At 58.4% G+C, this 22084-nt stretch carries 18 protein-coding genes; 14 read left to right on the top strand and 4 right to left on the bottom strand.

Annotated features, from left to right (window positions below):
* Positions 1–9 precede the first annotated feature (9 nt).
* Both LKO31_RS13240 and LKO31_RS13235 read left to right on the top strand, forming a co-directional pair.
* Positions 10–1005, top strand: coding sequence for an aspartate carbamoyltransferase catalytic subunit (locus LKO31_RS13240; RefSeq protein WP_227691255.1), 996 nt, complete (start codon positions 10–12; stop codon positions 1003–1005).
* Positions 996–2222, top strand: coding sequence for a dihydroorotase (locus LKO31_RS13235; protein WP_227691022.1), 1227 nt, complete (start codon positions 996–998; stop codon positions 2220–2222). The genes LKO31_RS13240 and LKO31_RS13235 overlap by 10 nt, the downstream gene beginning before the upstream one ends.
* A 113-nt stretch (positions 2223–2335) precedes the next feature.
* Here the strand turns inward: LKO31_RS13235 and LKO31_RS13230 are convergent, their stop codons facing one another.
* The 3 genes from LKO31_RS13230 to LKO31_RS13220 are packed head-to-tail and all read right to left on the bottom strand — an operon-like array spanning position 2336 to position 5224.
* On the bottom strand, positions 2336–3763 hold the full coding sequence (locus tag LKO31_RS13230) for an SPOR domain-containing protein (protein WP_227691021.1): 1428 nt from the start codon (positions 3761–3763) through the stop codon (positions 2336–2338).
* 24 nt (positions 3764–3787) lie between these two features.
* Positions 3788–4495 carry a hypothetical protein gene (locus LKO31_RS13225; protein WP_227691020.1) on the bottom strand — a complete coding sequence of 236 codons (708 nt, stop codon included), beginning with the start codon at positions 4493–4495 and terminating at the stop codon, positions 3788–3790.
* 12 nt (positions 4496–4507) lie between these two features.
* The gene (locus LKO31_RS13220) at positions 4508–5224 is read right to left on the bottom strand and encodes an AAA family ATPase (protein ID WP_227691019.1); all 717 of its coding nucleotides are present in this window, start codon (positions 5222–5224) and stop codon (positions 4508–4510) included.
* A gap of 236 nt (positions 5225–5460) precedes the next feature.
* Between LKO31_RS13220 and LKO31_RS13215 the strand changes: the two genes are divergently transcribed.
* Positions 5461–6777, top strand: coding sequence for an SPOR domain-containing protein (locus LKO31_RS13215; protein ID WP_227691018.1), 1317 nt, complete (start codon positions 5461–5463; stop codon positions 6775–6777).
* Between the two features lie 109 nt (positions 6778–6886).
* Here the strand turns inward: LKO31_RS13215 and serB are convergent, their stop codons facing one another.
* A complete protein-coding gene (gene serB, locus LKO31_RS13210) occupies positions 6887–7771 on the bottom strand; it encodes a phosphoserine phosphatase SerB (RefSeq protein ID WP_227691017.1) in 885 nt (294 codons plus the stop codon).
* Here serB and miaA point away from each other — a divergent pair.
* From miaA to LKO31_RS13155, 11 genes are all read left to right on the top strand, one after another.
* Positions 7770–8729 carry a tRNA (adenosine(37)-N6)-dimethylallyltransferase MiaA gene (miaA, locus tag LKO31_RS13205; RefSeq protein ID WP_227691016.1) on the top strand — a complete coding sequence of 320 codons (960 nt, stop codon included), beginning with the start codon at positions 7770–7772 and terminating at the stop codon, positions 8727–8729. The two genes, serB and miaA, sit on opposite strands and share 2 nt — an antisense overlap.
* Positions 8730–8836: 107 nt before the next feature.
* Entirely contained in the window at positions 8837–10591 is a 1755-nt protein-coding gene (ilvB, locus tag LKO31_RS13200; RefSeq protein ID WP_227691015.1) for a biosynthetic-type acetolactate synthase large subunit, read from the top strand.
* Between the two features lie 5 nt (positions 10592–10596).
* Complete coding sequence (ilvN, locus tag LKO31_RS13195) at positions 10597–11112, top strand: acetolactate synthase small subunit (RefSeq protein ID WP_227691014.1); 516 nt, start codon at positions 10597–10599, stop codon at positions 11110–11112.
* 191 nt (positions 11113–11303) lie between these two features.
* On the top strand, positions 11304–12344 hold the full coding sequence (gene ilvC, locus LKO31_RS13190) for a ketol-acid reductoisomerase (protein WP_227691254.1): 1041 nt from the start codon (positions 11304–11306) through the stop codon (positions 12342–12344).
* A 148-nt stretch (positions 12345–12492) separates the two neighbouring features.
* Entirely contained in the window at positions 12493–13629 is a 1137-nt protein-coding gene (locus LKO31_RS13185) for an 8-amino-7-oxononanoate synthase (RefSeq protein WP_227691013.1), read from the top strand.
* Entirely contained in the window at positions 13626–14237 is a 612-nt protein-coding gene (gene bioD, locus LKO31_RS13180) for a dethiobiotin synthase (RefSeq protein ID WP_227691012.1), read from the top strand. The genes LKO31_RS13185 and bioD overlap by 4 nt, the downstream gene beginning before the upstream one ends.
* Before the next feature lie 62 nt (positions 14238–14299).
* Positions 14300–15562: an adenosylmethionine--8-amino-7-oxononanoate transaminase gene (locus LKO31_RS13175; protein WP_227691011.1), complete on the top strand. Its 1263-nt coding sequence runs from the start codon at positions 14300–14302 to the stop codon at positions 15560–15562.
* A 349-nt stretch (positions 15563–15911) separates the two neighbouring features.
* On the top strand, positions 15912–16349 hold the full coding sequence (locus LKO31_RS13170) for a hypothetical protein (RefSeq protein ID WP_227691010.1): 438 nt from the start codon (positions 15912–15914) through the stop codon (positions 16347–16349).
* A gap of 49 nt (positions 16350–16398) precedes the next feature.
* On the top strand, positions 16399–17061 hold the full coding sequence (locus LKO31_RS13165; protein WP_227691009.1) for a YceI family protein: 663 nt from the start codon (positions 16399–16401) through the stop codon (positions 17059–17061).
* 292 nt (positions 17062–17353) lie between these two features.
* Entirely contained in the window at positions 17354–19012 is a 1659-nt protein-coding gene (gene leuA, locus LKO31_RS13160; RefSeq protein ID WP_227691253.1) for a 2-isopropylmalate synthase, read from the top strand.
* A gap of 266 nt (positions 19013–19278) precedes the next feature.
* Entirely contained in the window at positions 19279–22077 is a 2799-nt protein-coding gene (locus tag LKO31_RS13155) for a TonB-dependent receptor (protein ID WP_407699285.1), read from the top strand.
* Positions 22078–22084: the final 7 nt, after the last annotated feature.

Genomic DNA, 22084 nt, shown 5'->3' with positions numbered 1-22084 from the left:
ATGGCTTTAATGAACAGCCATATTCCTCGACCCGCCAGCGACTATCCGCCCGGCGGCGATGCCTTTCCGCATCGTCACTTAATCGGCATCGCTCAACTCACCCCGTGGGAAATTTCCTACATTTTGGACGCTGCCGAACAATGGGTGGAAATGAACCGCTCTGGCGCCGCCAAACATGACGATGCCTTGGCGGGCCTGACGATCATCAACGCCTTTTTCGAAAATAGCACCCGCACCCTGCTCAGCTTTGAAATTGCGGGCAAGCGTTTGGGCGCGGACGTGGTCAATATGAACGCCGCCCAAAGCAGCTTGAAAAAGGGCGAAACGCTGATCGACACAGCCATGACGCTGAATGCGATGCGCGCCGACGCCATTGTCATTCGCCACGCCAGCAGCGGCGCAGTGCAATTGATCGCCGACAAGGTCGACTGCCCCGTCCTCAACGCGGGCGATGGTCGCCACGAACATCCGACCCAAGCATTGCTCGATGCGCTAACCATCCGCCGCAACAAAGGCCGTGTCGAGGGGCTGACCATCGCCATTTGCGGCGATGTTCTGCACAGCCGCGTCGCCCGTTCCAATATTTTGGCGCTGACTTTGTTGGGCAATGAAGTGCGCGTTGTCGCCCCCGCCACCCTGCTACCCCCCGCCATCGAACGCATGCATGTGCAGGTCTTCACCGACATGGACGAAGGCATTAAGGGCGCGGATGTTGTCATGATGCTGCGCCTGCAAAATGAACGCATGGACGGGGCCTATCTGCCATCCGCCCGCGAATATCATGAACTTTACGGCCTCACGCCCAAGCGATTGGAATTGGCCAAAGAAGACGCGATTATCATGCATCCCGGCCCGATGAACAGGGGCGTGGAAATTGACAGCATTGTCGCCGATCACCCCACCCGTTCGGTGGTCACACAGCAGGTTGAAATGGGCGTCGCCGTCCGCATGGCTTGCCTCGACATATTAACCCGCCGCAAGCGCAAGGTGTCCGGATGGAACTGAAGCCCCTCACTATTCACAACGCCCGCCTGATGGGCGGCGAGCTTGGCAGCATCAGCGTCGATCAAGGCCGCATCAGCGCGATCAACAGCGATGCCGCGCAAGTCCCCACAGCACAGGGCGCGGACATCATTGACGCACAGGGCCAATGGCTGGCCCCCGGCATCATTGATCTGGGCGTCTTTGCGACTGACAAACCCGCTTTTCACTTCGGCGGCATCACCCGCGCTGCCCTTATGCCCGACAGCGGCATGTTGGACAGCGCAGGCCTTGTTGAACGCGCAGCCAAGGGCGGAAAACCCGATTTATGGGTCCACCCCATCGCCGCCGCCACCAAAAATTTGGCGGGCCGCGAAATGGCGGAAATCGGCCTGATGAAAGCAGCAGGCGCGCGCGCCGTTGCCACGGGGCGCGACCGCATTGCCGACAGCGGCGTCATGCGCCGCCTGCTCAGCTACGCCGCCAGCCTTGGCCTAACCACCATCACCCATGCCGAAGATGAAGGAATTACCGCTGGCAGTGTCGCCACGGACGGCGAAATGGCGACGCGCCTTGGCCTATCGTCTGCCCCCTCTATTGCCGAGGCTATCGCCGTTTCGCGCGACCTGTTGTTGGTCGAACAAACCGGCGCACCGCTGCATTTCCGCCAAGTCACCACCGCCCGCGCGCTGGACATGATCCGCACTGCTAAGGCACAGGGCCTGCCCGTGACCTGCGGCATCACCCCCGCGCATCTATTCCTGTCCGAAACCGCCATTGGCGGCTTCCGCAGCTTCGCGCGCCTGTCGCCGCCGCTGCGCAGCGAGGATGACCGCGCCGCTTGCCTCGCCGCCATTGCCGACGGCACCATCGACATATTGTCCAGCGGCCACGACCCACGTGGGCCAGAGGATAAGCGCCTCCCCTTCGCCGAAGCATTGCCAGGCATGGCGGGCGCAGAAAGCCTGCTGGCGCTGGGCCTGCAGCTGGTCCGCGATGGCCATATCAACGCCGTGCGCTTGTTTGACCTGCTTGCCGCCAATCCCGCCAAATTGCTGGGCGTCGATGCGGGTCACCTGTCCATCGGGGCAGAAGCCGACTTGATCTTGATCAACGAAGGCACGCCTTGGAAAATGGATGCCAAGAAAATGGCCGCTTATGCTGGCAACACCCCCTTTGACGGCATGCCCGTCCAAGGGCGCGCCACCATGATCTTCAAGGGTGGCAAGCGTATCCGCTAAGCGACGGTCAAATCACCAAAAAAGGCGCGGGACATTCATCCTGCGCCCTTTTTGGTAAGAAAAACTAGAATTAATATAAAATACCGATACCAATAAACTGATTTGCAATCATTTTAACGGCTTGCTAATTTGGCTCCGCGTCCATTGGTCGACCAAAGCCGCTGTTCCTGCCCTGTCATACGGCGTACAAAACAGCCTTTATTTTCGGCCTTCAAGCGATCACAAACCAATTGCGCGGCGCGCTGACTGGTCATGCCGTCCAAGGTCAGGCGATAATAGACACGCCGTCCGATCACAGCGCGGTGACTGGAGGCCGGATGCTGTGCGATGACGCGGCTACGCTGATTAAGCTCGCCCCAATAACGCTGCGCATTGGCCGCGCTGTCCAATGCACCAATTTGCACGGCCCATGTGCCAGCCACGCCATCCGCGCCCATCCGCATAGTCGACACAGTATCATGGTCCGCAAACAGCGCCTCCGCCACCACAGGCGTCAATGGGCGCGATGCGGCCTCCGTGTCGCCACGCGCCACGGCACGATGGCCCAGCGGCGGCGCGGAGACCTCGTGCTCCCCGACCAACGCCAATGCGGCATCGCCAGAGGCCGGAACAGCCATAGGCGAAGCGTCCAAAGCTGAACTATCCATCAGTGCCGACGCGAATTTCACATCTTCACCTGTTATCGCACCTATACTCGGCATCACACTATTTTCTTGTGGAAAATTTCTCAAAGCCAAGCGAGCAGGCATGGCTGCATTGCCGCTCCGCCTAATACCCATCACGCTGGCAATTTGCGTGGCCTTATCTGGTGCGGATGCCAGCGCGGAAAATTCCAACATGCGCTTTTTTACGCGGTTGGCGGGCAAATCTTGTGACGAAACCAAGGACGCCTGCGCCCAGCGCCCCGCCAAGGCCAAGGCCAAAGACAAATTCTGGCGTGTTTGCGCATTGGCGTCACTGCGGCGCGCCGCTTCCCCCAGCACGAACAAGGCCCCATCATGGTCACCCGCCAGCGCCAGCGCCAGCCCCAAGTCCGACGGCGACAAGCGGGCCGCATGCCCCGCCAGCCATTCCACCGCGCCCGCACGGTCCCCCTCGGCGACTTTCGCCAACGCATAGCTTATGATATTATCACTTTGAAATTCGGTCAGTTTCAGCGCATCTTCATAAGCCGATGCCGCCGCGGAAAACCGACCATCCATCATATAAGACTGCGCCAATATCAGACGATTTTCCCCATTGTGCGGTGCGGCCATCACCGCTGCTTCGGCAAATTTAATCGCCTCGCCGCTTTTTCCGCCGTGCAGCAACAATTGCGCCTGCCGTGCATCGTCATGTGCCGCGACGAAATTTTCCGTCCCGCCGGACACGCCCTGCGCATCTGATGGACTGGTGGCAGAACGGCTGGCATAGGCCGACGGTGCATCACCCGCGCTGCGCGCCGATGACCGCGCGCCAAAAGGCAAGCCCGCGCATCCGGTCAATATGGCACCAGCCACCATCGAAGAAATGACGAACTGAACCCGGCGGTTATAGATCATCTTTGCCCCCCCATAGGCATCGATTCAGCGCAGCACCCGCATTCGCGCTGGCGGCACTGCCGAAACACGTCCCGCTAAATCGCCTATTTCCGGTACAGATGCAAGGAAATCATCTAACAACATTGTCAGGATCGCCTGCGATGACTGGTTGCGCACGGCGCTGGCCAAGCGCAAACGCAAATGGCGTTCCGCATCCAACCGCAGGGTGAATGCCGCCTTGTCCCGCGCCCGCACGTCCAGCACCTCAGGCAACGCCTCGGACGTCGACACCTGTGCCGCCGCGTTCCTGCCCCCCTTCGCCGCAACCGTGTTTGGACGCTTCGTAATTTTCTTTGAATTTAATTTCTGATTATTTTGCAGATCATTACCTACATTATCTAATCCATATTGTGAAGAAATTCGTTTCGCCAATTCCGCCTGTTGTCGGACGACTTCGGGCACGGCCGCGCCGTCATCACGGCCATCGCCCGCCATGGCGTCATCCTCCGCAGCCATCACCGACCCAGCCAGCAATTGCTTTAAATCCATCGTCGGAGCCGCATGACTAGCCGCAGGGTTCACGTCAAAACCCATGTCGTTCCAACCAAGATCATCCTGCCCACCCATCGGTGCACCGGAAATTTGCCCGCCAAGGCTAGCTGCCCCTTGCCGCCGCATGGCCGGCCGCGCCATGCCCTTTCGCGCCAACAGGCCTGCACTTAAGGACGCAAATGCTTTGGGTTCACTCATCATGCCCCCTCTCCTTTAACTGGCAACGCGGCGGCCAAAGCCACCATTGCCACGCGCGCCCACATGTCCGGCCTGCATCATCGCTGGCGCAGCAAAGATGGTACGGCGGAAATTCTTTTCCAATCGATCGTTTACATAGGTCCACAAAGCCTCAACCTCCGCAGCCGAGCGGCTTTTGTGGTTCACCTCCATCACCGTGCGGCCATCGATCATCGATGCAGCAAAATCGGTGCGGTGGTGCAAGGTCACGGGGGCCACGGTGCCATGCTGTGACAAAGCAATCGCCGCTTCGGACGTGATGCGCGCCTTTGGGGTTGCGCCATTCACCACAAACAGCAACGGCTTGCCTGCCCGTTCGCATAAATCGACTGTGGCCCCAACGGCGCGCAAGTCATGCGGGCTGGGCCGCGTCGGCACCACCACCAATTCGGCCACGGAAATCACACTTTGAATCGCCATGGTAATAGCGGGCGGCGTATCGATCACCGCCAATTTAAAACCTTGCTGGCGCAAGGTTTCCAAATCCGTCGCCAAGCGGGCGACCGTGGTTTGGGCGAAGGCGGGCAGATCGCTGTCCCGTTCATTCCACCAATCTGCTAGCGACCCTTGGGGATCGATGTCGATCAACACCACGGGTCCGGCACCAGCAAGCTGCGCCTGCACCGCCAAATGCCCCGCCAAGGTCGTCTTACCCGACCCGCCCTTTTGTGATGCCAAAGCCAATATCCGCACAGCACGCCTCTCCGCCTGATCAAGGCGATAAAGCTGACACGATGCTTGCTAATTTTGGGTTAACAGAGCAGAGGCAAGCCAAACTGCTGAAAAGACGCTATAACCGCAAGAATAGCTTCCTTTTTGACGTTCAGTATATTTGTATAACGGGAAAATAACCATTGCCGCCGCACCGATTGTTACGCACAGATTTGCCAGTCTGTTCGGGTCAGATCCACGCATCCAGAAAGCATGTCATGCCGCCACACCGCCGCCTGTTGAATCATAGCGTCGCCGCCCTAGGCTTGGGGTTCGCCCTTGTCGCGGCATCGCCGGTGATCGCACAGGTCCCAAATAGCGACATGTTGGCTGGCGCGGATGCATGGCGGCGGGGGGATGACATAGCCGCCGTTCGTACATGGCAACCCTTGGCCGAACGCGGCAATGCCGACGCCCAATTCAACATGGGCCAAGCGTATAAATTGGGGCGCGGCGTGGCTCAAGATATTGCGATGGCTGAAATTTGGTACCGCCGCGCCGCCAGCCAAGGCCATTTGCAGGCCGAAGACAATCTGGGCCTGATCCTTTTTGCATCTGGCCAGCGCGGCACCGCCATGCATTATATCCGCAAATCCGCGGCACGCGGCGAAGCCCGCGCCTTATTTTTGCTCGGCACCGCACATTTTAACGGCGACTTGGCCGCACAAGACTGGCCTCGCGCCTATGCGCTGACCGTGCGCGCCAGCCAAACTGGCCTCAGTCTGGCGGCCAGCCGTGTGGCGGAACTCGACAGCCTCATCCCCGAAGATCAGCGGCAGCAAGGATTGGCGATGATCCCACAATTGATCCGCGACGAAGAATTGGCGCGCAGCGCCCTCAACACCGCGCCCAGCACGGCATCATCGGGCGACACCCAAAACAGCACGCGCTCTGGCGTCGCGCCCGCTGCGCCCATTCAAATGGTCGACCTTGCGCCATCGACCCTGAAGTCCAATCTGGATGCGGCGGAGCTGATCGAGCCGGAAATGCGGCCGCCCTCGCGCCCCAAGGCTGGCGTTACCTATACACCGCCGCCCCTGCCCGAACCCCGCGTGAGCATGCCGAGCCCAGCGCCAAATCCTACGATGGCTCAAGAACCCAGATCCGCCACGGTGGATGCCGCGCCGGAAGGCCCGCCTTCCCAGCCGAAAATCATCGACTTACCGCCATCGACTGGCACTGCCCCCAACGCGTCCGTTTCGGAAGTCATGCTGGCCCCAGCTTCGCCCCCTGCACCGCCTGTGCAGCGCGCCTCCCCACCGGTCCAACCTGCGCCAAAGCCCGCCGCCAAACCCGCTGCGGCAAGCGGCCCATGGCGTTTGCAATTGGGCGCCTTTAGCCAGCCGGACAATGCGCGGCGCATGTGGGCACAGCTTAGCGCGCGCTACCCCGACATTGCGCGCCGCAAACCCATTTTCACCGCCAATGGCCGATTGACCATGTTATACGCTGGCGCCTTTGTGACCCGCGCCGATGCTGTCAATCTGTGCAGCCAATTGAAAAATGCGGGCGATAGCTGTCTGATCCTCGACTAAATCCCACGCGAGCCTACCGCCGCCATCAACATAAAAAAGGGGGAGCGAACATCTTCTGTTCGCTCCCCCTTTTGCATATCACCCAGCCCTTGGGCCTATGGGTTGGCGATCAGCCATAAATCCATTCACGGCGACCCCAACCCTGCACCCACAACAAGGCCGTCAGGTCATGATGCTCAATCGCGACATCGGCGGCGGCGGCGCATGCCGGATGGGGGTGATATCCCGCGCCCAAGCCCGCCGTTTCAATCATGGGAATGTCATTGGCCCCATCGCCCACCGCCAATGTTTGCGCCAGCGTCAGGCCCAAAGCCTCCGCCTCTGCCAGCAAACGCTCCTTTTTGGCGGACGAATCAACAATCGGCTCCAGCACTTTTCCGGTCAGCTCGCCGTTTGCGATTTCCAGTTCATTGGCAAAAACCTTGTCGAAACCAATGGATTCGCCAACGGGCGCAGCAAAGGGGATGAAACCGCCGCTAATCAGCACCGCATGGGCACCATGGGCCTTCATCGTCTGCACCAAGGTGCGCGCGCCCCGTGTCAGGCGCACCCGTTCGCGGCGGCATTCCGCCAGCACGCTTTCCGACAACCCGCCCAGCAAACCGACCCGCTCATCCAAGGCCGCACGAAAATCCAGCTCGCCGCGCATCGCCCGTTCGGTGATCGCAGCAATTTGCGGCTTTAAGTTCGCATAATCTGCCAACTCATCGATACATTCCACTGTAATCATGGTGGAATCCATATCTGCAATGATCAGCTTTTTCGCCCGATCGGCGACGGGTTGCACGGCCATATCCAGCCCATCTACCGCCAGATCAACCAGCGCCGCGCGCGCTGCATCCATATCACCGTCAAAGAAAATATCCGCCGCATCGCCTTCATCCAGCCACGCCCATGCGTCCAATTCTTGCCCAGCCGCAGATAATTTTGCAGCGGCGGCCTGAACCACCTCGTCCGTCAGCTTTCCTGCTGCTATCAGCGTGACGACGAACATGGCAAATTCTCCTTCTCATACAGCCGGACGGCTTCCGCTGGCGCTTATTGCTGGCCCAACCGCCAGCGGCAAGAGCGCATTGGCCGTTCAGCACGCAAAAATTTCACCCAAGGGCATGGTGATCAATGCGGACGCCAGCCAAGTTTATGCCGATTTGCAAATCTTGTCGGCGCGCCCCTCACCGGAAGAAATGCAGGACGTGCCCCACCGCTTGTTCGGCACGATTGACGGGTCACAGGCCTATAATGCCGCGCGCTGGGCCGATGATGTCAAACGCCTGCTGGCCCGCGCATGGGAAGATGAAGAAACGCCGGTGCTGGTCGGGGGCACCGGCCTCTATTTGCGCACGCTTCTATATGGCATCGCCCCCGTCCCCCCCATCGACCCTGATATTCGGGACACAGTGCGGGATATGGACACGGACGCCGCCTACCACGATCTTCAGCATCTCGACCCCGCATCGGCCGCGCGCCTGCACCCATCCGACCGCACCCGCATCTTGCGCGCGCTCGAGGTTGTGCGATCCACCGGTCGCACCCTACCGCAATGGCAAGAACAGCGCGAAGGCGGCATTGCCGACATGGTGCAATTGTCACCCATCATTCTGCTGCCACCCCGGGACTGGCTGCGCGAACGGTGCGACCTGCGCTTAGAACAGATGTTCGCCACCGGCGGCATCGAAGAAGTCGCCGCTCTGATGGACCGGCAACTATCGCCAGACCTGCCGGTCATGCGCGCCATCGGTGTGCCACAAGTCATCGCCTATTTGCGGGGCGAGCTATCGCGCGACCAAGCCTTGACACAGGCCCAAGCCGCCACGCGCCAATATGCCAAACGCCAATATACATGGTTCCGCCACCAGCCCCCCACGGACTGGATTCGCCACGAATTGCCATTATCAAATAATAATATTGATGATTTAGCAATAAAATTACACAATTATGGTTTGACAAGATAGATTGCTGCACCTATTGCCCACACCCCATAAGCTTGCCGAAAAAGTTTGGGTGTATTTTGGGCGGGACGCTATATATCGCCCAACGAATGAATGAAGGAGCATGGATCGTGACGGAAATGAGTGGTGCCGACATGGTGGTACAGGCGCTGGTCGACTTGGGTGTCGATACAGTGTTCGGCTATCCCGGCGGCGCGGTGCTACCGATTTACGATGCACTGTTTAACCATCCGTCCATCAAGCATGTGTTGGTGCGCCACGAACAGGCCGCCACGCATGCGGCAGAAGGATATGCCCGCTCCACGGGCAAGCCCGGCGTCGTGCTTGTGACGTCTGGCCCTGGTGCGACCAATGCCGTGACCGGCATTACCGATGCGCTGCTGGACAGCATTCCCATGGTCGTGTTGACGGGTCAGGTTCCGACAACCCTGATCGGGACCGACGCGTTTCAGGAATGCGACACGGTGGGCATCACGCGCCACTGCACCAAGCATAATTATCTGGTCATGTCGCCGGAAAATCTGGGCGCTATCATGCACGAGGCATTTCATATTGCCACCCATGGTCGCCCCGGCCCCGTGGTCATCGACATTCCGAAAAATGTTCAGGTCGCGACCGGCAATTATGCCCGCCCGAATATGATCGAGCATGTCAGCTATCGCCCGCAATATGACCCCGACCCGACGGATATTGCAGATGCGATTGAACTGATCGCCAATGCGACGCGCCCGATTTTCTATACGGGCGGCGGCGTCATCAACGCCGGACCACAAGCCAGCGCAGCCCTGCGTGAATTTGTGGCCATGACGGGCGCGCCGATCACATCGACACTGATGGGCCTTGGTGCCTATCCGTCCACGGATGACAAGTGGCTGGGTATGCTGGGCATGCATGGCACCTATGAATCCAATATGGCGATGAACAAGTCCGATCTGATCATCTGTGTTGGCGCCCGTTTCGACGACCGCGTCACCGGCCGCCTCGATGCTTTTGCGCCCCACAGCAAGAAAATCCACATCGACATCGACCGCAGCTCGATCAACAAAATCGTTCCCGCCGATATCGCCATTGTCGGCGATGCCGGTCGCTGCTTGGACGCGCTGATTGCCAAGTGGAACAGCGATGGCCGCAAGGCCAAGGACCTGAGCGAATGGATGCGCCGAATCGATGGCTGGCGCGCGGCACGTTGTCTGGACTTTCCAGAAAGCAAAGCGGCGGACGCCGAAATCATGCCCCAGCGCGCCGTTCGTGCCCTTTATGACGCCACGCGCGGGATGGACCCAATTGTCACCACCGAAGTCGGCCAGCACCAAATGTGGGCCGCCCAGCATTTCGGTTTTGACGAACCCAATCGCTGGCTGACCTCCGGCGGGCTTGGCACCATGGGCTATGGCTTTCCATCGGCGGTAGGCGCACAAGTCGCGAACCCCGACCGCTTGGTCATCTGCATCGCGGGCGAAGCTAGCGTGCAAATGAACATTCAGGAAATGTCGACGGTCAGCCAATATCGCTTGCCCGTAAAGCTGTTCATTTTGAACAATGAATGGATGGGCATGGTTCGCCAATGGCAAGAGCTGACCTATGAAAGCCGTTATTCCAACAGTTATAGCGACAGCCTGCCCGATTTCGTCAAACTGGCCGATGCTTATGGCTGGACTGGTTTGCGTATCGACACGCTGGACGAACTGGATGCGGGTATCGCCAAAATGATCGCAACACCGGGTCCGGTGATTGTCGACTGCCGCGTCGCCAAATTGGCCAACTGCTTCCCCATGATCCCGTCGGGCGCTGCCCATACGGACATGATCCTGCAAAGCAGCGAAGTCAGCGGCACGATGGACGACGAAGCAAAGGCATTGGTGTAAATTCCATGAAAATCACACTACAAGCTGCCGAACGCCATGTTTTGGCGATTACAGTCACGAACGAAGCGGGCGTGTTGGCCAAAATCACCGGCCTGTTCACCGCGCGTGGATATAATATCGAAAGCCTGACCGTGGCCGACATTACGTCGGACCATGCGGTATCGCGCATCACCATTGTGACTAATGGCCCGCCGCCGGTAATCGACCAGATCATCGCCCAATTGGACCGCTTGGTTCCCGTGCACAAGGTGGTCGATCTGGCCGACCAAGGCCCGCATGTTGAACGCGAAATCGCACTGGTCAAGGTTGCTGGAACGGGCGAAAAGCGCATCGAAGCTTTGCGCTTGGCCGATGTTTTTCGGGCCAAGGTTGTCGATACAACGCTGGAAAGCTTTGTGTTCGAAATCACCGGCAACAGCGACAAAGTCGACCGCTTCATTGCCTTGATGCGCGAATGCGGCCTTGTCGAAGTTGGGCGGACCGGCGTTGTTGCCATTGCCCGCGGGGCCAGTGCGCTGTAACAGACACGCGAACATCCCGTTGCGGCATGGGCAATCCGCCAGCCACCACGAAATAACGCCAGATGGTAACAACCACACGGCACCAGAAAATAAAGTTCAAAATTAATCCAACTTTCGTCGCCCCAGCCTTTATAGGGGCCAAATGATGCCGGCAGGCAACCGTCATGACGTATTTTATGGGGAATATACAGATGCAGGTTTATTATGATCGCGATACCGACCAAGATCTGATCAAAGGTAAAAAGGTCGCCGTATTGGGTTACGGCAGCCAAGGCCACGCCCATGCGCAAAACCTGCGCGACAGCGGCGTCAAGGAAGTCGCCATCGCGCTTCGCGAAGGTTCGGCAACCGCCAAGAAAGCCGAAGAAGCTGGCTTCAAGGTATTGTCGAACAAAGAAGCAGCGGCTTGGGCCGACCTGATCATGATCGCGGCTCCTGATGAACATCAAGCCAAAATCTATTACCAAGATCTGGAAGCCAACCTCAAGTCCGGCGCGGCTTTGGCCTTTGCTCATGGTCTGAACATCCACTTCGGCCTGATCGAAGCCCGCAAGGACATCGACGTATTCATGGTCGCACCAAAGGGCCCCGGCCACACGGTTCGCGGTGAATATCTCAAGGGCGGCGGCGTGCCTTGCCTGATCGCGATTGCACAAGAAGCCGAAGGTCCGGCTGCTTCGGGCAATGGCTTTGCCAAGGCATTGGCGCTGTCCTATGCGTCGGCTGTTGGCGGCGGCCGCAGCGGCATCATCGAAACCACCTTCAAGGAAGAGTGCGAAACCGACCTGTTCGGCGAACAAGCTGTTCTTTGCGGCGGCGTAACCCACTTGATCCAAGCTGGTTTCGAAACCTTGGTCGAAGCAGGCTATGCTCCTGAAATGGCCTATTTCGAATGCTTGCACGAAACCAAGCTGATCGTGGACCTGCTGTATGAAGGCGGCATCGCCAACATGCGCTACTCGATCTCGAACACCGCTGAATATGGCGACATCAAGACCGGCCCACGCATCATCACGGCTGAAACCAAGGCGGAAATGAAGCGCGTTCTCGAAGACATCCAATCGGGTCGCTTCGTCAAGGACTTCGTGCTCGACAATATCGCTGGTCAGCCAGAACTGAAGGCCAGCCGTCTGGCGGCTGCGGCTCACCCGATCGAACAGACCGGTGCCAAGCTGCGCGAAATGATGCCTTGGATCGCCAAGAACAAGCTGGTCGACAAAGCCAAAAACTAAGATAATATTGCGATAAATATATTTATCGCATTGTTTTATCAATATTTTCAGGCCCGCCCATCAAATGATTGGCGGGCCTGTTTGCATCTTACTCTTCCCCTGCTAGCAGGGCCAATATCTTCATACTCCACCAGCAAGGACATGCTTCGTGGCCCCAGCCTTTTACCGCGCCCATCATGCCGATTTGGCGGCCCTTGCTGACGACAATCGCTTGCGCCGCCTCATTCCCCGTGCGGGCGTCGATTTTTCATCCAATGATTATCTGGGCCTGTCGGGCAGTCAGGAATTGCGCAGCACCGTGGCCGCCGCCATCGCCAATGGCCTCGACATCGGGTCCGGCGGTTCCCGCTTGCTGCGCGGCAATCATGCGGAACATGAGGCCCTCGAAGCCTACGCTGCCGCCCATTATCGCAGCGAAGCCGCCCTTTATTTCCCCACCGGCTTCATCGCTAACGCCGCTTTCTTTGCCACCGTGCCCCAGCGCGGCGACCTGATCGTCTATGATGATATGATCCACGCCAGCGTCCATGACGGTATGCGCCAAAGCCGTGCCGAGCGCCGCCCCGCGCGCCACAATGATGTTCATGATTTCGAAGCCCAAATCCGCGCCTATCGCGCATCGGGCGGCACGGCTACCATCTGGATCGCGGTCGAAAGCCTCTATTCGATGGACGGCGACTTCGCGCCCTTGGACGATCTCTCCGCGCTAGCCGACCGTCATGACGCCATATTGGTCGTCGACGAAGCGCATGGCACAGGGGTTTATGGCCCACAGGGTATCGGCCTGTCCCACGCGCTGTTACCCCGCGATAACATCATCACGCTGCACACCTGCGGCAAAGCTTTGGGCTGCGAAGGGGCATTGTTATGCGCGCCCCGCGTCATCTGCGATTTCATCGTCAATCGGGGCCGCCCCTTTATTTTCTCTACCGCCCCCTCGCCCCTTATGGCCCATGCGGTGCGGACCGCTTTGTCGATTGTGGCGTCCAGCGACGCCCGCCAAAACCGGCTATCGGCTTTGGTTCGCTACGCCGAAACCCGCTTGGCAGCGCTCGGCCTGCCCGCCAGTGGGTCCCAAATCCTGCCGATTATCATTGGCGACAATGGCCGCACCATGGCCTTGGCCGCCAGCCTGCAACAGGCCGGTTTCGACGTGCGCGGCATCCGCCCTCCGACGGTTCCGCACGGCACCGCTCGGCTTAGACTTGCCATCACCTTGAATGTCGATGAAAAGAATATCGACGCGGTCACCGATCATCTGGCCGCAACGATGGAGACAGCATGACCAAATCTTTCGTCGTCACCGGCACCGACACGGGCATTGGCAAAACCATATTCACCGCAGCTTTGGCGGGGGCCTTGGGCATAAGCTATTGGAAACCTATCCAATCCGGCCTGGACGATGAAACCGACAGCGAAGCCATATCCAGGCTGTGCAGCGTCCCCATCCACCCCGAGGCCTATCGTCTAAAAACCCCCGCCTCCCCGCATCTATCCGCCGAGATTGACCAAATCACCATCGACCCTGCGCGGCTCACCCCGCCAACGGGTGATGTGGTCATAGAAGGGGCGGGCGGCGTCTTGGTGCCGGTCACGCGTCAAATCTTATACGCCGACCTGTTCGCCCAATGGCAAATCCCAACCATATTGGTGGCCCGCACAACACTCGGCACCATCAATCACAGCTTGCTCAGCATCGAAGCTTTGCGGACACGCGGCGTCCCCATCCACGGCATCGCCTTTGTCGGGCCCGATAACCGCGATAGCGAAGACACGATCTGCGCCATTTCGGGTGTGCGCCGCCTTGGCCGCCTGCCGCGCCTCAAAACCATCACCCGCGCGACATTGACCGAGGCTTTCCTCGATCATTTCAAACTCAGCGATTTTTCATAAAAGCAGCGGACCAATATTCCGCGCACCCCATGACCAGCCGCGTCACAAAAACGGATCATCCCATGAGCGCCATTTGGCACCCCTTCACCCAACATGGCCTAGGCGAACCCACGCCGAAAATCGAGCGCGGCGATGGCGCACGCCTTTACGCCGCTGATGGACAAAGCTGGATTGACGGTATTTCCAGTTGGTGGGTCACCACCCATGGCCATAACAACCCCCGCATTATGGCCGCGATGCGCGCCCAAACCGAGCGGCTGGATCAAGTCATTTTCGCGGGCTGGACCCATGAACCGGCCGAAGATTTGGCCGCTGAACTGATCCGCATCACCCCTGCACCGCTCAGCCGCGTCTTCTTCTCGGACAGTGGCTCCACCAGCGTCGAAGTCGCGCTCAAAATGGCGCTGGGCTATTGGCATCATCTGGGCGAAGACCGCGCCCAAATCCTTGTGATGGAACATAGCTATCACGGCGACACCATTGGCGCGATGTCAGTGGGCGAACGCGGTGTCTTCAACCGCCCCTATGACCCGCTCTTGTTTGACGTCGGCACCATCCCCTTCCCCCATGCGGGCATGGAACAGATGACGCTGGATGCTCTAGAGGCCGCCTGCGCGCAAAAACCCGCCGCCTTCATCGTCGAACCGCTCATCCTCGGCGCGGGCGGCATGCTCATTTACCCCGCATGGGTCTTGTTCGAAATGCGCGCCATCTGCGCCGCGCACGGGGTGCTGTTCATTGCCGACGAAGTGATGACCGGCTGGGGCCGCACCGGAACCCGCTTTGCCTGCGACCAAGCGGGCGTCATCCCCGACATTATGTGCCTTTCCAAAGGCTTGACGGGCGGCGCCATCCCCTTGGCCGTCACTTTGTGCATCGAGCCCATCTTCGCCGCGCACCACAGCACGGACCGCAGCCGCACTTTTTATCACTCCTCCAGCTATACCGCCAACCCCATCGCCTGCGCCGCCGCCGTCGAAAATCTGGCAATCTGGCGCGACGAACCCGTGATGGAACGTATCCAAGCTCTGTCGGATGCCCAAGCCGCCCATTTGGCGATGACCAGCCATCATGTGATGGTCGAAAACCCACGCCACCTCGGCACCATTGCGGCGTTCGATCTGGCGGCCCCCGACACCGGCTATCTCTCCAACCTTGCGCCGCGTCTTATTGCGTATTTTCGCGAAAATGGCGTGCTGTTACGTCCATTGGGCAACAGCATCTATGTCATGCCGCCCTATAGCATCAGCGCCGATGATCTGGCCCATATTTGGTCCACCATCGCTGCTGCCATCCACGCCTTGGAGCAGGATAAGCTGCACTAGGGTCAGGACCTATGTATTTCGCGATCGAGGTTTGAAGCGATATGCCGCAGGGCGAGGAGGAAAGACGAAGGAATATGATAATATTTCAAGGATTTTCGACGAAGCCATGGGGCATATAGGTCAAATCCCTACGGGACGCCGAAATGGCTTCAATCTCAGGCTCGTGCGCCCTTGCGGGTGGCGATGCTACCCGCTGCGTCCACCCGAACCCGACATCTTCGCCATTTCGACGCCTCGAACGTGAAATACATAGGTCCTGAGCCTCGCAACCCCGCCCCATTCGTCCGCCGTTCATCTTGTCTGTGCTAGGGCGCTTGAATTGGCCCTTACGCAGAAAGTGATTTTTTTCATGACCCTATGGGCCACAGCATGTCGTTATCTGCTTCCTTTGGCCGCTGTGGCGTTGCCGCTGACCCCAACCGCCCTTCATGCCGCCACCCCCAATGACACGGCCAGCTTGCGCCAAACGGGCGAACCGCCGCGCAAGCATAGCATTCTGATCACCTATGGCGATGATGCCTGCCCTGCCCCCGTTGGCGACGAAATCATCGTCTGCGCCCAGCAACCGGAATCCGAACGCTACCGCGTCCCCAAGGAATTGCGCGAAGAAATTCGCCAAGATGACACGCCCATGGGCCAAAGCTGGGGCAGCGCGGTCGAGGGCTATGAAGACATCGCCCGCATGACCCGCCCCGACAGTTGTTCAGCGGTTGGCAGCTATGGCGCAACCGGATGCATGGCTGCCGCATTACGTCAATGGCACGCCGAACGGCGACAAAATCCGTAAAAGGCGCATAGTGCCACCGCATTCGTCACGACTCGACAGGAGAATATCCATGCGTATCGCATTTCCACTGGGGGCCATTGCGCTTGCCCTCGCCGCCCCAACATTGGTGGCAACATCGACCCAGCTTATTGCCCAATCCGCCCCGCAAAATCCCGGCGTTAAGGACAAAAGCCGCGTGGTCGCAGGCACCTATGCCACCGACCCCAGCCACACATTGATTGTCTGGCAAGTCGACCATTTGGGCTTCAGCAAATATCGCGGCATTTTCGGCGACATCGCCGGCACGCTGAAAATCGACCCCGCCAATCTGGCAGCGTCCAGCGTCGATGTCAGCATTCCCATCGCTTCCGTCACTACTGCCAGCGCTGGCCTCACCGGCCATTTGCTAAAAGCAGGCGCTGATGGCGCAAAGCCCGACTTTTTCGGTCCAGCCCCCGCTTCGGCCCGCTTTGTTTCCACCGCCGTCCACTTGGATGACGACGGCGACGAAGCCAAAATCACCGGCAACTTAACCCTGAACGGCATCACGCGCCCCGTCACGCTGGACGCCGAATTCCACGGTGCAGGTATGCACCCCATGATGAAAAAAGAAACCATCGGCTTCAGCGCCGAAGCCAAAATCAAGCGCAGCGAATTTGGCATCAACTATGGCCTGCCCTTCGTCAGCGACGAGGTGGAATTGGACATCAGCGCCGAATTTATCAAACAATAATTTCGCCGCTTATATCTGCAAAAGGCCGGACAGACCCATCGGGTTTGTCCGGCCTTTCTTTTGGCCATTTCGGCTCTGGAAACTGGCCTATCAACGAAAAACTTATCCACAGCCCTTGTCAAACGCGCGAATATCTATCACAGAGCATGCATGCGTATCACCGCCCTAAACCTTCTGCGACTTACACGCCCTTGGGCGTGACCCTCGGCTTGCGCGTGAAACAGCAGGCCTGACGTCCAAGGGCTTGATGACTATACAGCGCAACCATCAGCAGAAGATTACCATCATGACCATGCTCTCATCGCCGTCGGCCAAATATCGTCCTTTCCCGCAGGTTCCGTTGACGGACCGCCAATGGCCTTCGCGCACCATCACCCAGGCGCCAATCTGGCTGTCCACCGACCTTCGCGACGGCAACCAAGCGTTGATCGACCCGATGGACGCCGAAAAGAAAAAGCGTTTCTTTGACCTGTTGGTGAAATGCGGACTCAAGGAAATTGAAGTTGGCTTCCCCGCATCCGGCGCGACCGACTTTGATTTCATCCAAGGTCTGGTGCAAAATGGTCATGTGCCGGACGATGTGACCTTGCAGGTTCTGACCCAAAGCCGCGCCGACCTGATCCGCACCAGCTTTGACAGTCTGGCCGGTTCCAAAACGGCCATCGTCCATCTGTATAACGCTGTCTCGCCCGCATGGCGCAAGATTGTGTTTGGCATGGACAAGGCCGACATCAAAGCCATCGCCGTCGAAGGGGCCAAGCAATTGCGCGACAATGCCGCGCGCTTGCCCGACACCGACTGGCGCTTTGAATATAGCCCTGAAACCTTCTCGACCGCCGAACTGGATTTCTCGTTGGAAGTCAGCGAAGCGGTGATGGATATTTTGCAGCCCACCACAGACAAGAAAATCATCCTCAACCTGCCCGCCACGGTCGAAGCCAGCACGGCCAATATCTATGCGGACCAGATTGAATATTTCTGCAAAAACCTGCCCAATCGCGACCGTGCGATCATCTCGCTGCACACCCACAATGACCGTGGCACCGGCGTTGCGGCGGCGGAACTGGGCTTGATGGCGGGCGGCGACCGTGTCGAAGGCTGCTTGTTCGGCAATGGCGAACGCACCGGCAACACCTGTCTCGTCACCATCGCGCTCAATATGTACACACAGGGCGTGAACCCTGAATTGGACTTCTCGGACATCGACGAAGTCATTCAAACCGTGGAATATTGCAACAATATCCCCGTTCACCCGCGTCATCCTTATGGCGGCGAATTGGTCTACACCGCCTTTTCCGGCAGCCACCAAGACGCCATTAAAAAAGGCTTTGCCGCTCGCGAACGCCAAAATGATGAAGTTTGGGAAGTCCCCTATCTGCCCATCGATCCGGCCGACATTGGCCGCAGCTATGAAGCGGTGATCCGCGTCAACAGCCAGTCCGGCAAGGGCGGCGTCGCATGGGTATTGGAACAGGACAAGGGCCTGAAACTGCCCAAGCGTATGCAGGCCAGCTTCAGCCATGTCGTCCAAGCCGTGGCCGATGAAACCAGCCGCGAATTGGCGGCGGACGATATTTGGAACGCCTTTGAAAGCACCTATTTGGCGCATGAAAACAAGCGTTTCCAACTGGTCGACTGGTCCGAAAGCCGTGGCGGCACCGACCGTATTTTCGCAGGCAAGCTGTTGATCGAAGGCAGCGAACGCTCGATCAGCGGTCGCGGCAATGGCCTGATGTCCAGCGTCATCGCCGCCTTGGCGGAAAATGGCGGTCCGATCATGGATATCGTCGATTATAACGAACATGCCATCGGCCATGGCAGCGATGCCCAAGCCGCCGCCTATGTTGAATGCCGCACGCCCGATGGCAAAAGCCTGTTCGGTTGCGGCCTCGACACCGACGTATCGACCGCCAGCGTCCGCGCGATCCTCAGCGCCGCAAACTTGGCCTAAGCTTGGCCGTTCTTCCAGCCTTGGCTGGAGGGCTAAATTCATCATCCCCTGCCGCCATTACGCGGCGGGGGATTTTTATTTTTCGCCCGCCAATTGAACGATATTCATTCATCCACCTGAAATACGGCGATAAAATAAAAATTCCTAAGCATCAAAAATCTGCAATTGTCATCCAATTGAAACGCAGATGTCATGTTGGCGTCATGCCTGCCGCCTAATCGCCCCCTCGAAAAAGGGGCAACGGCCCCGTCCAAACAGGGGCACTTATGACTATTTTTTCACGCCGTCGCACCCACATGCTGGCCAGCAGCGCCGCCATTTTGGTTGCCATGCTTCCCGCTACAGCCTTGGCTGGCGACGTGGTCGGCACCATCACCGACGGCAGCAACACTCGCGCGCTTCAGGGCGCAGAAGTGCGCATTTTGGAACTGGACCGCGTCGTTCAGGCCGACCGCGACGGCAGCTTCCGCTTCCCCCATGTTCCCGCTGGCACCTATACCCTCGAAGCGCGCTATTTGGGCGCAGACAAGCGCAGCCAAAGCATCACCGTGGGCGACAGCGGCACCGCCATCGCCAACATGACCTTGGGCGATGACGGCAGCATCTTGGTCGTCGGTCAGGCCGCCAATCTGTCGTCCAGCCTGTCCCGCCAACGCGCCGCGGACGGCGTAGAAAGCGTGCTGACCCGCGACGCCATTGGTCAATTCCCCGACCAAAATGTCGCCGAATCTATGCGCCGCTTGTCGGGCGTCAACATATTGGCCGACCAAGGCGAAGGCCGTTTTGTGTCGGTGCGCGGCCTTGATCCGGAACTGAATGCCGCATCTATCAACGGCACCCGTATTCCTGCGCCGGGCGGAGACAGCCGCTCTGTCGCGCTGGACGTTGTCGCCGCGGAATTGATCGAATCTATCGAAGTCAAAAAAACGCTGACGCCGGATATGGACGCCGACACCTTGGGTGCCAGCATCGAAATCAATACCACCAGCGCCTTTGACCGCAAAAAGGACCTGCTGTCGGTCAAACTCGAAGGCAGCTATAATGATTATGCCAACAGCCTGACCCCCAAAGCCAGCGTGGATTTCTCCACCCGCCTCACCGACAATTTCGGCATCGCGGGCGGCGTGTCCTATTATCGCCGCAAATTTGAAAGCGATAATATCGAAGGCGCGGACTGGAAAACCGCCGACGACGGCACCATCTATGCCGAAGAATTGCAATATCGCGATTATGATGTTGAACGCGAACGTTTGGGGGCAACCCTCAGCCTCGATTTCCGCGCCAGCGACAGCACAAAACTTTATGCACGCGGTCTTTACAGCCAATTTTCCGATCAGGAATATCGCGGCGACGTGATCCTGATTATGGATGGCGAACCTTTCGCAGGCAGCGCCACTAGTGCAGAATTTTCCACTGCGGATGACCGCATCGAAGTCCGCCGCCGCATGAAGGACCGCTATGAAAAGCAAAAAATCAAATCCTTGACCATCGGCGGCGAAACGGACGCCGATGCATGGAAACTCAAATATAGTCTGGCCTATGCCGAATCCACCGAAGCTGAAAATGGCTCGGTCGACCCCACCCGCTTCCGCGCCCGCTTCAACGGCGACGGCGACGATGAAATCCGCATCAAATTCGACTATGCCGACATCCGCCGCCCATCCTTCAGCGTCAGCGGCAATAGCGCCCTGTTCAACGACCCCAGCCAATATAAATTTAACGAGCTGGAAAGCACCGACATGGAATTATCGCGGGACAAGGAATGGACCGCAAAATTCGACGCGGCCCGCGAATTCGCGCTCGATCACGGCACCTTCACCGTGCAAGGCGGCGTGAAATCGCGCTGGCGTCAAAAAAGCTATGATTTTGAAACCACCGTCTATGATGGTTTCGACGGCAACTATACCCTCGCCGATGTGCTGGGCGGTCAAACCTATCGCATCCAAGATTTGGGTCCGCTGCCACAACAAGGCGGCACCAGCGATTTCTTCTATGGAAATCGCGATAAATTTGAACTTAATCCGTTCGATACCTTGGTGAACAGCGCCTCGACCGACTATGCGATCGACGAAGATATTTTGGCAGGCTACCTGCTCGGTCGCTATGACAGCGGCGCGCTGCGCCTGATCGGCGGCGTCCGCGTTGAACAAACGAAAAATGACATCAGCGGCAATATCATCAACGCCGAAGATGAGGATGATGTCATCGTCACCCCCACCAATTTCAAACGCAAATATACCGACTGGCTGCCCAGCCTTGCCGTGCGTTATGAAGTATCAGACGATGTGCTGCTGCGCTTCGGTGCCTCCAGAAGCTTGGTTCGTCCCAAATTGTCCAGCCTCGCCCCGCGCTTCATCATCGACGAAGACCGCGAAGCCGAATTTGGCAATCCCGACCTGAAACCCTATTCGGCATGGAACCTTGATCTGTCCGCCGAATGGTATTTCGCCAAAAACTCCTCGCTCTCCGCCGGTATTTTCTGGAAATCGGTCCAAGATTTCATCGTCGAGGTCAAGGGCGGCGCCGGCTCGGCATATGGCGTGAACTTTTTGCGCTCGATGACATGGGAAAATGGCGACACCGCCAAAATCAAGGGCTTGGAAGTCAGCTTCGCCCATCAATTCACCAGCCTGCCCGCCCCCTTCGACGGCCTGCTGCTGAATGCTAACTATACCTATACCGACGCGGTCGGTACGGTTTACACCGACGGCGACATCACCAAACCACGCGACATCAGCCTGCCCTCCTCGTCCAAACATACGTTCAACCTGGCTCTGGGCTATGAAAAAGGCCCCTTGTCACTGCGCGCTGCGGGCACCTACCGCGACAAATATCTCGATGAACTGGGTGCCTCGGCCGAAGAAGACCGTATCGTTGACCAACATTTCCAACTGGACCTGTCGGCAAAATATCGCGTGACCGACAAGGTCCGCCTGTTCGCAGAATGGGTCAATGTCACCGACGCGCCCTATTTCGCCTATCAACAATATGCCGGTGCCAAGCGCCTGTTACAGTATGAAAAATATAGCTGGACCGCCAAATTCGGCGTCTCGGCCAGCTTCTAAGGGGCGA

Origin of the sequence: Sphingopyxis yananensis, assembly GCF_020687785.1 — a bacterium.
Classification (GTDB): Bacteria; Pseudomonadota; Alphaproteobacteria; order Sphingomonadales; family Sphingomonadaceae; genus Sphingopyxis; species Sphingopyxis yananensis.
Note: the sequence above shows the minus strand (reverse complement) of the source record. Positions and strands in the feature narration are given on the sequence as shown.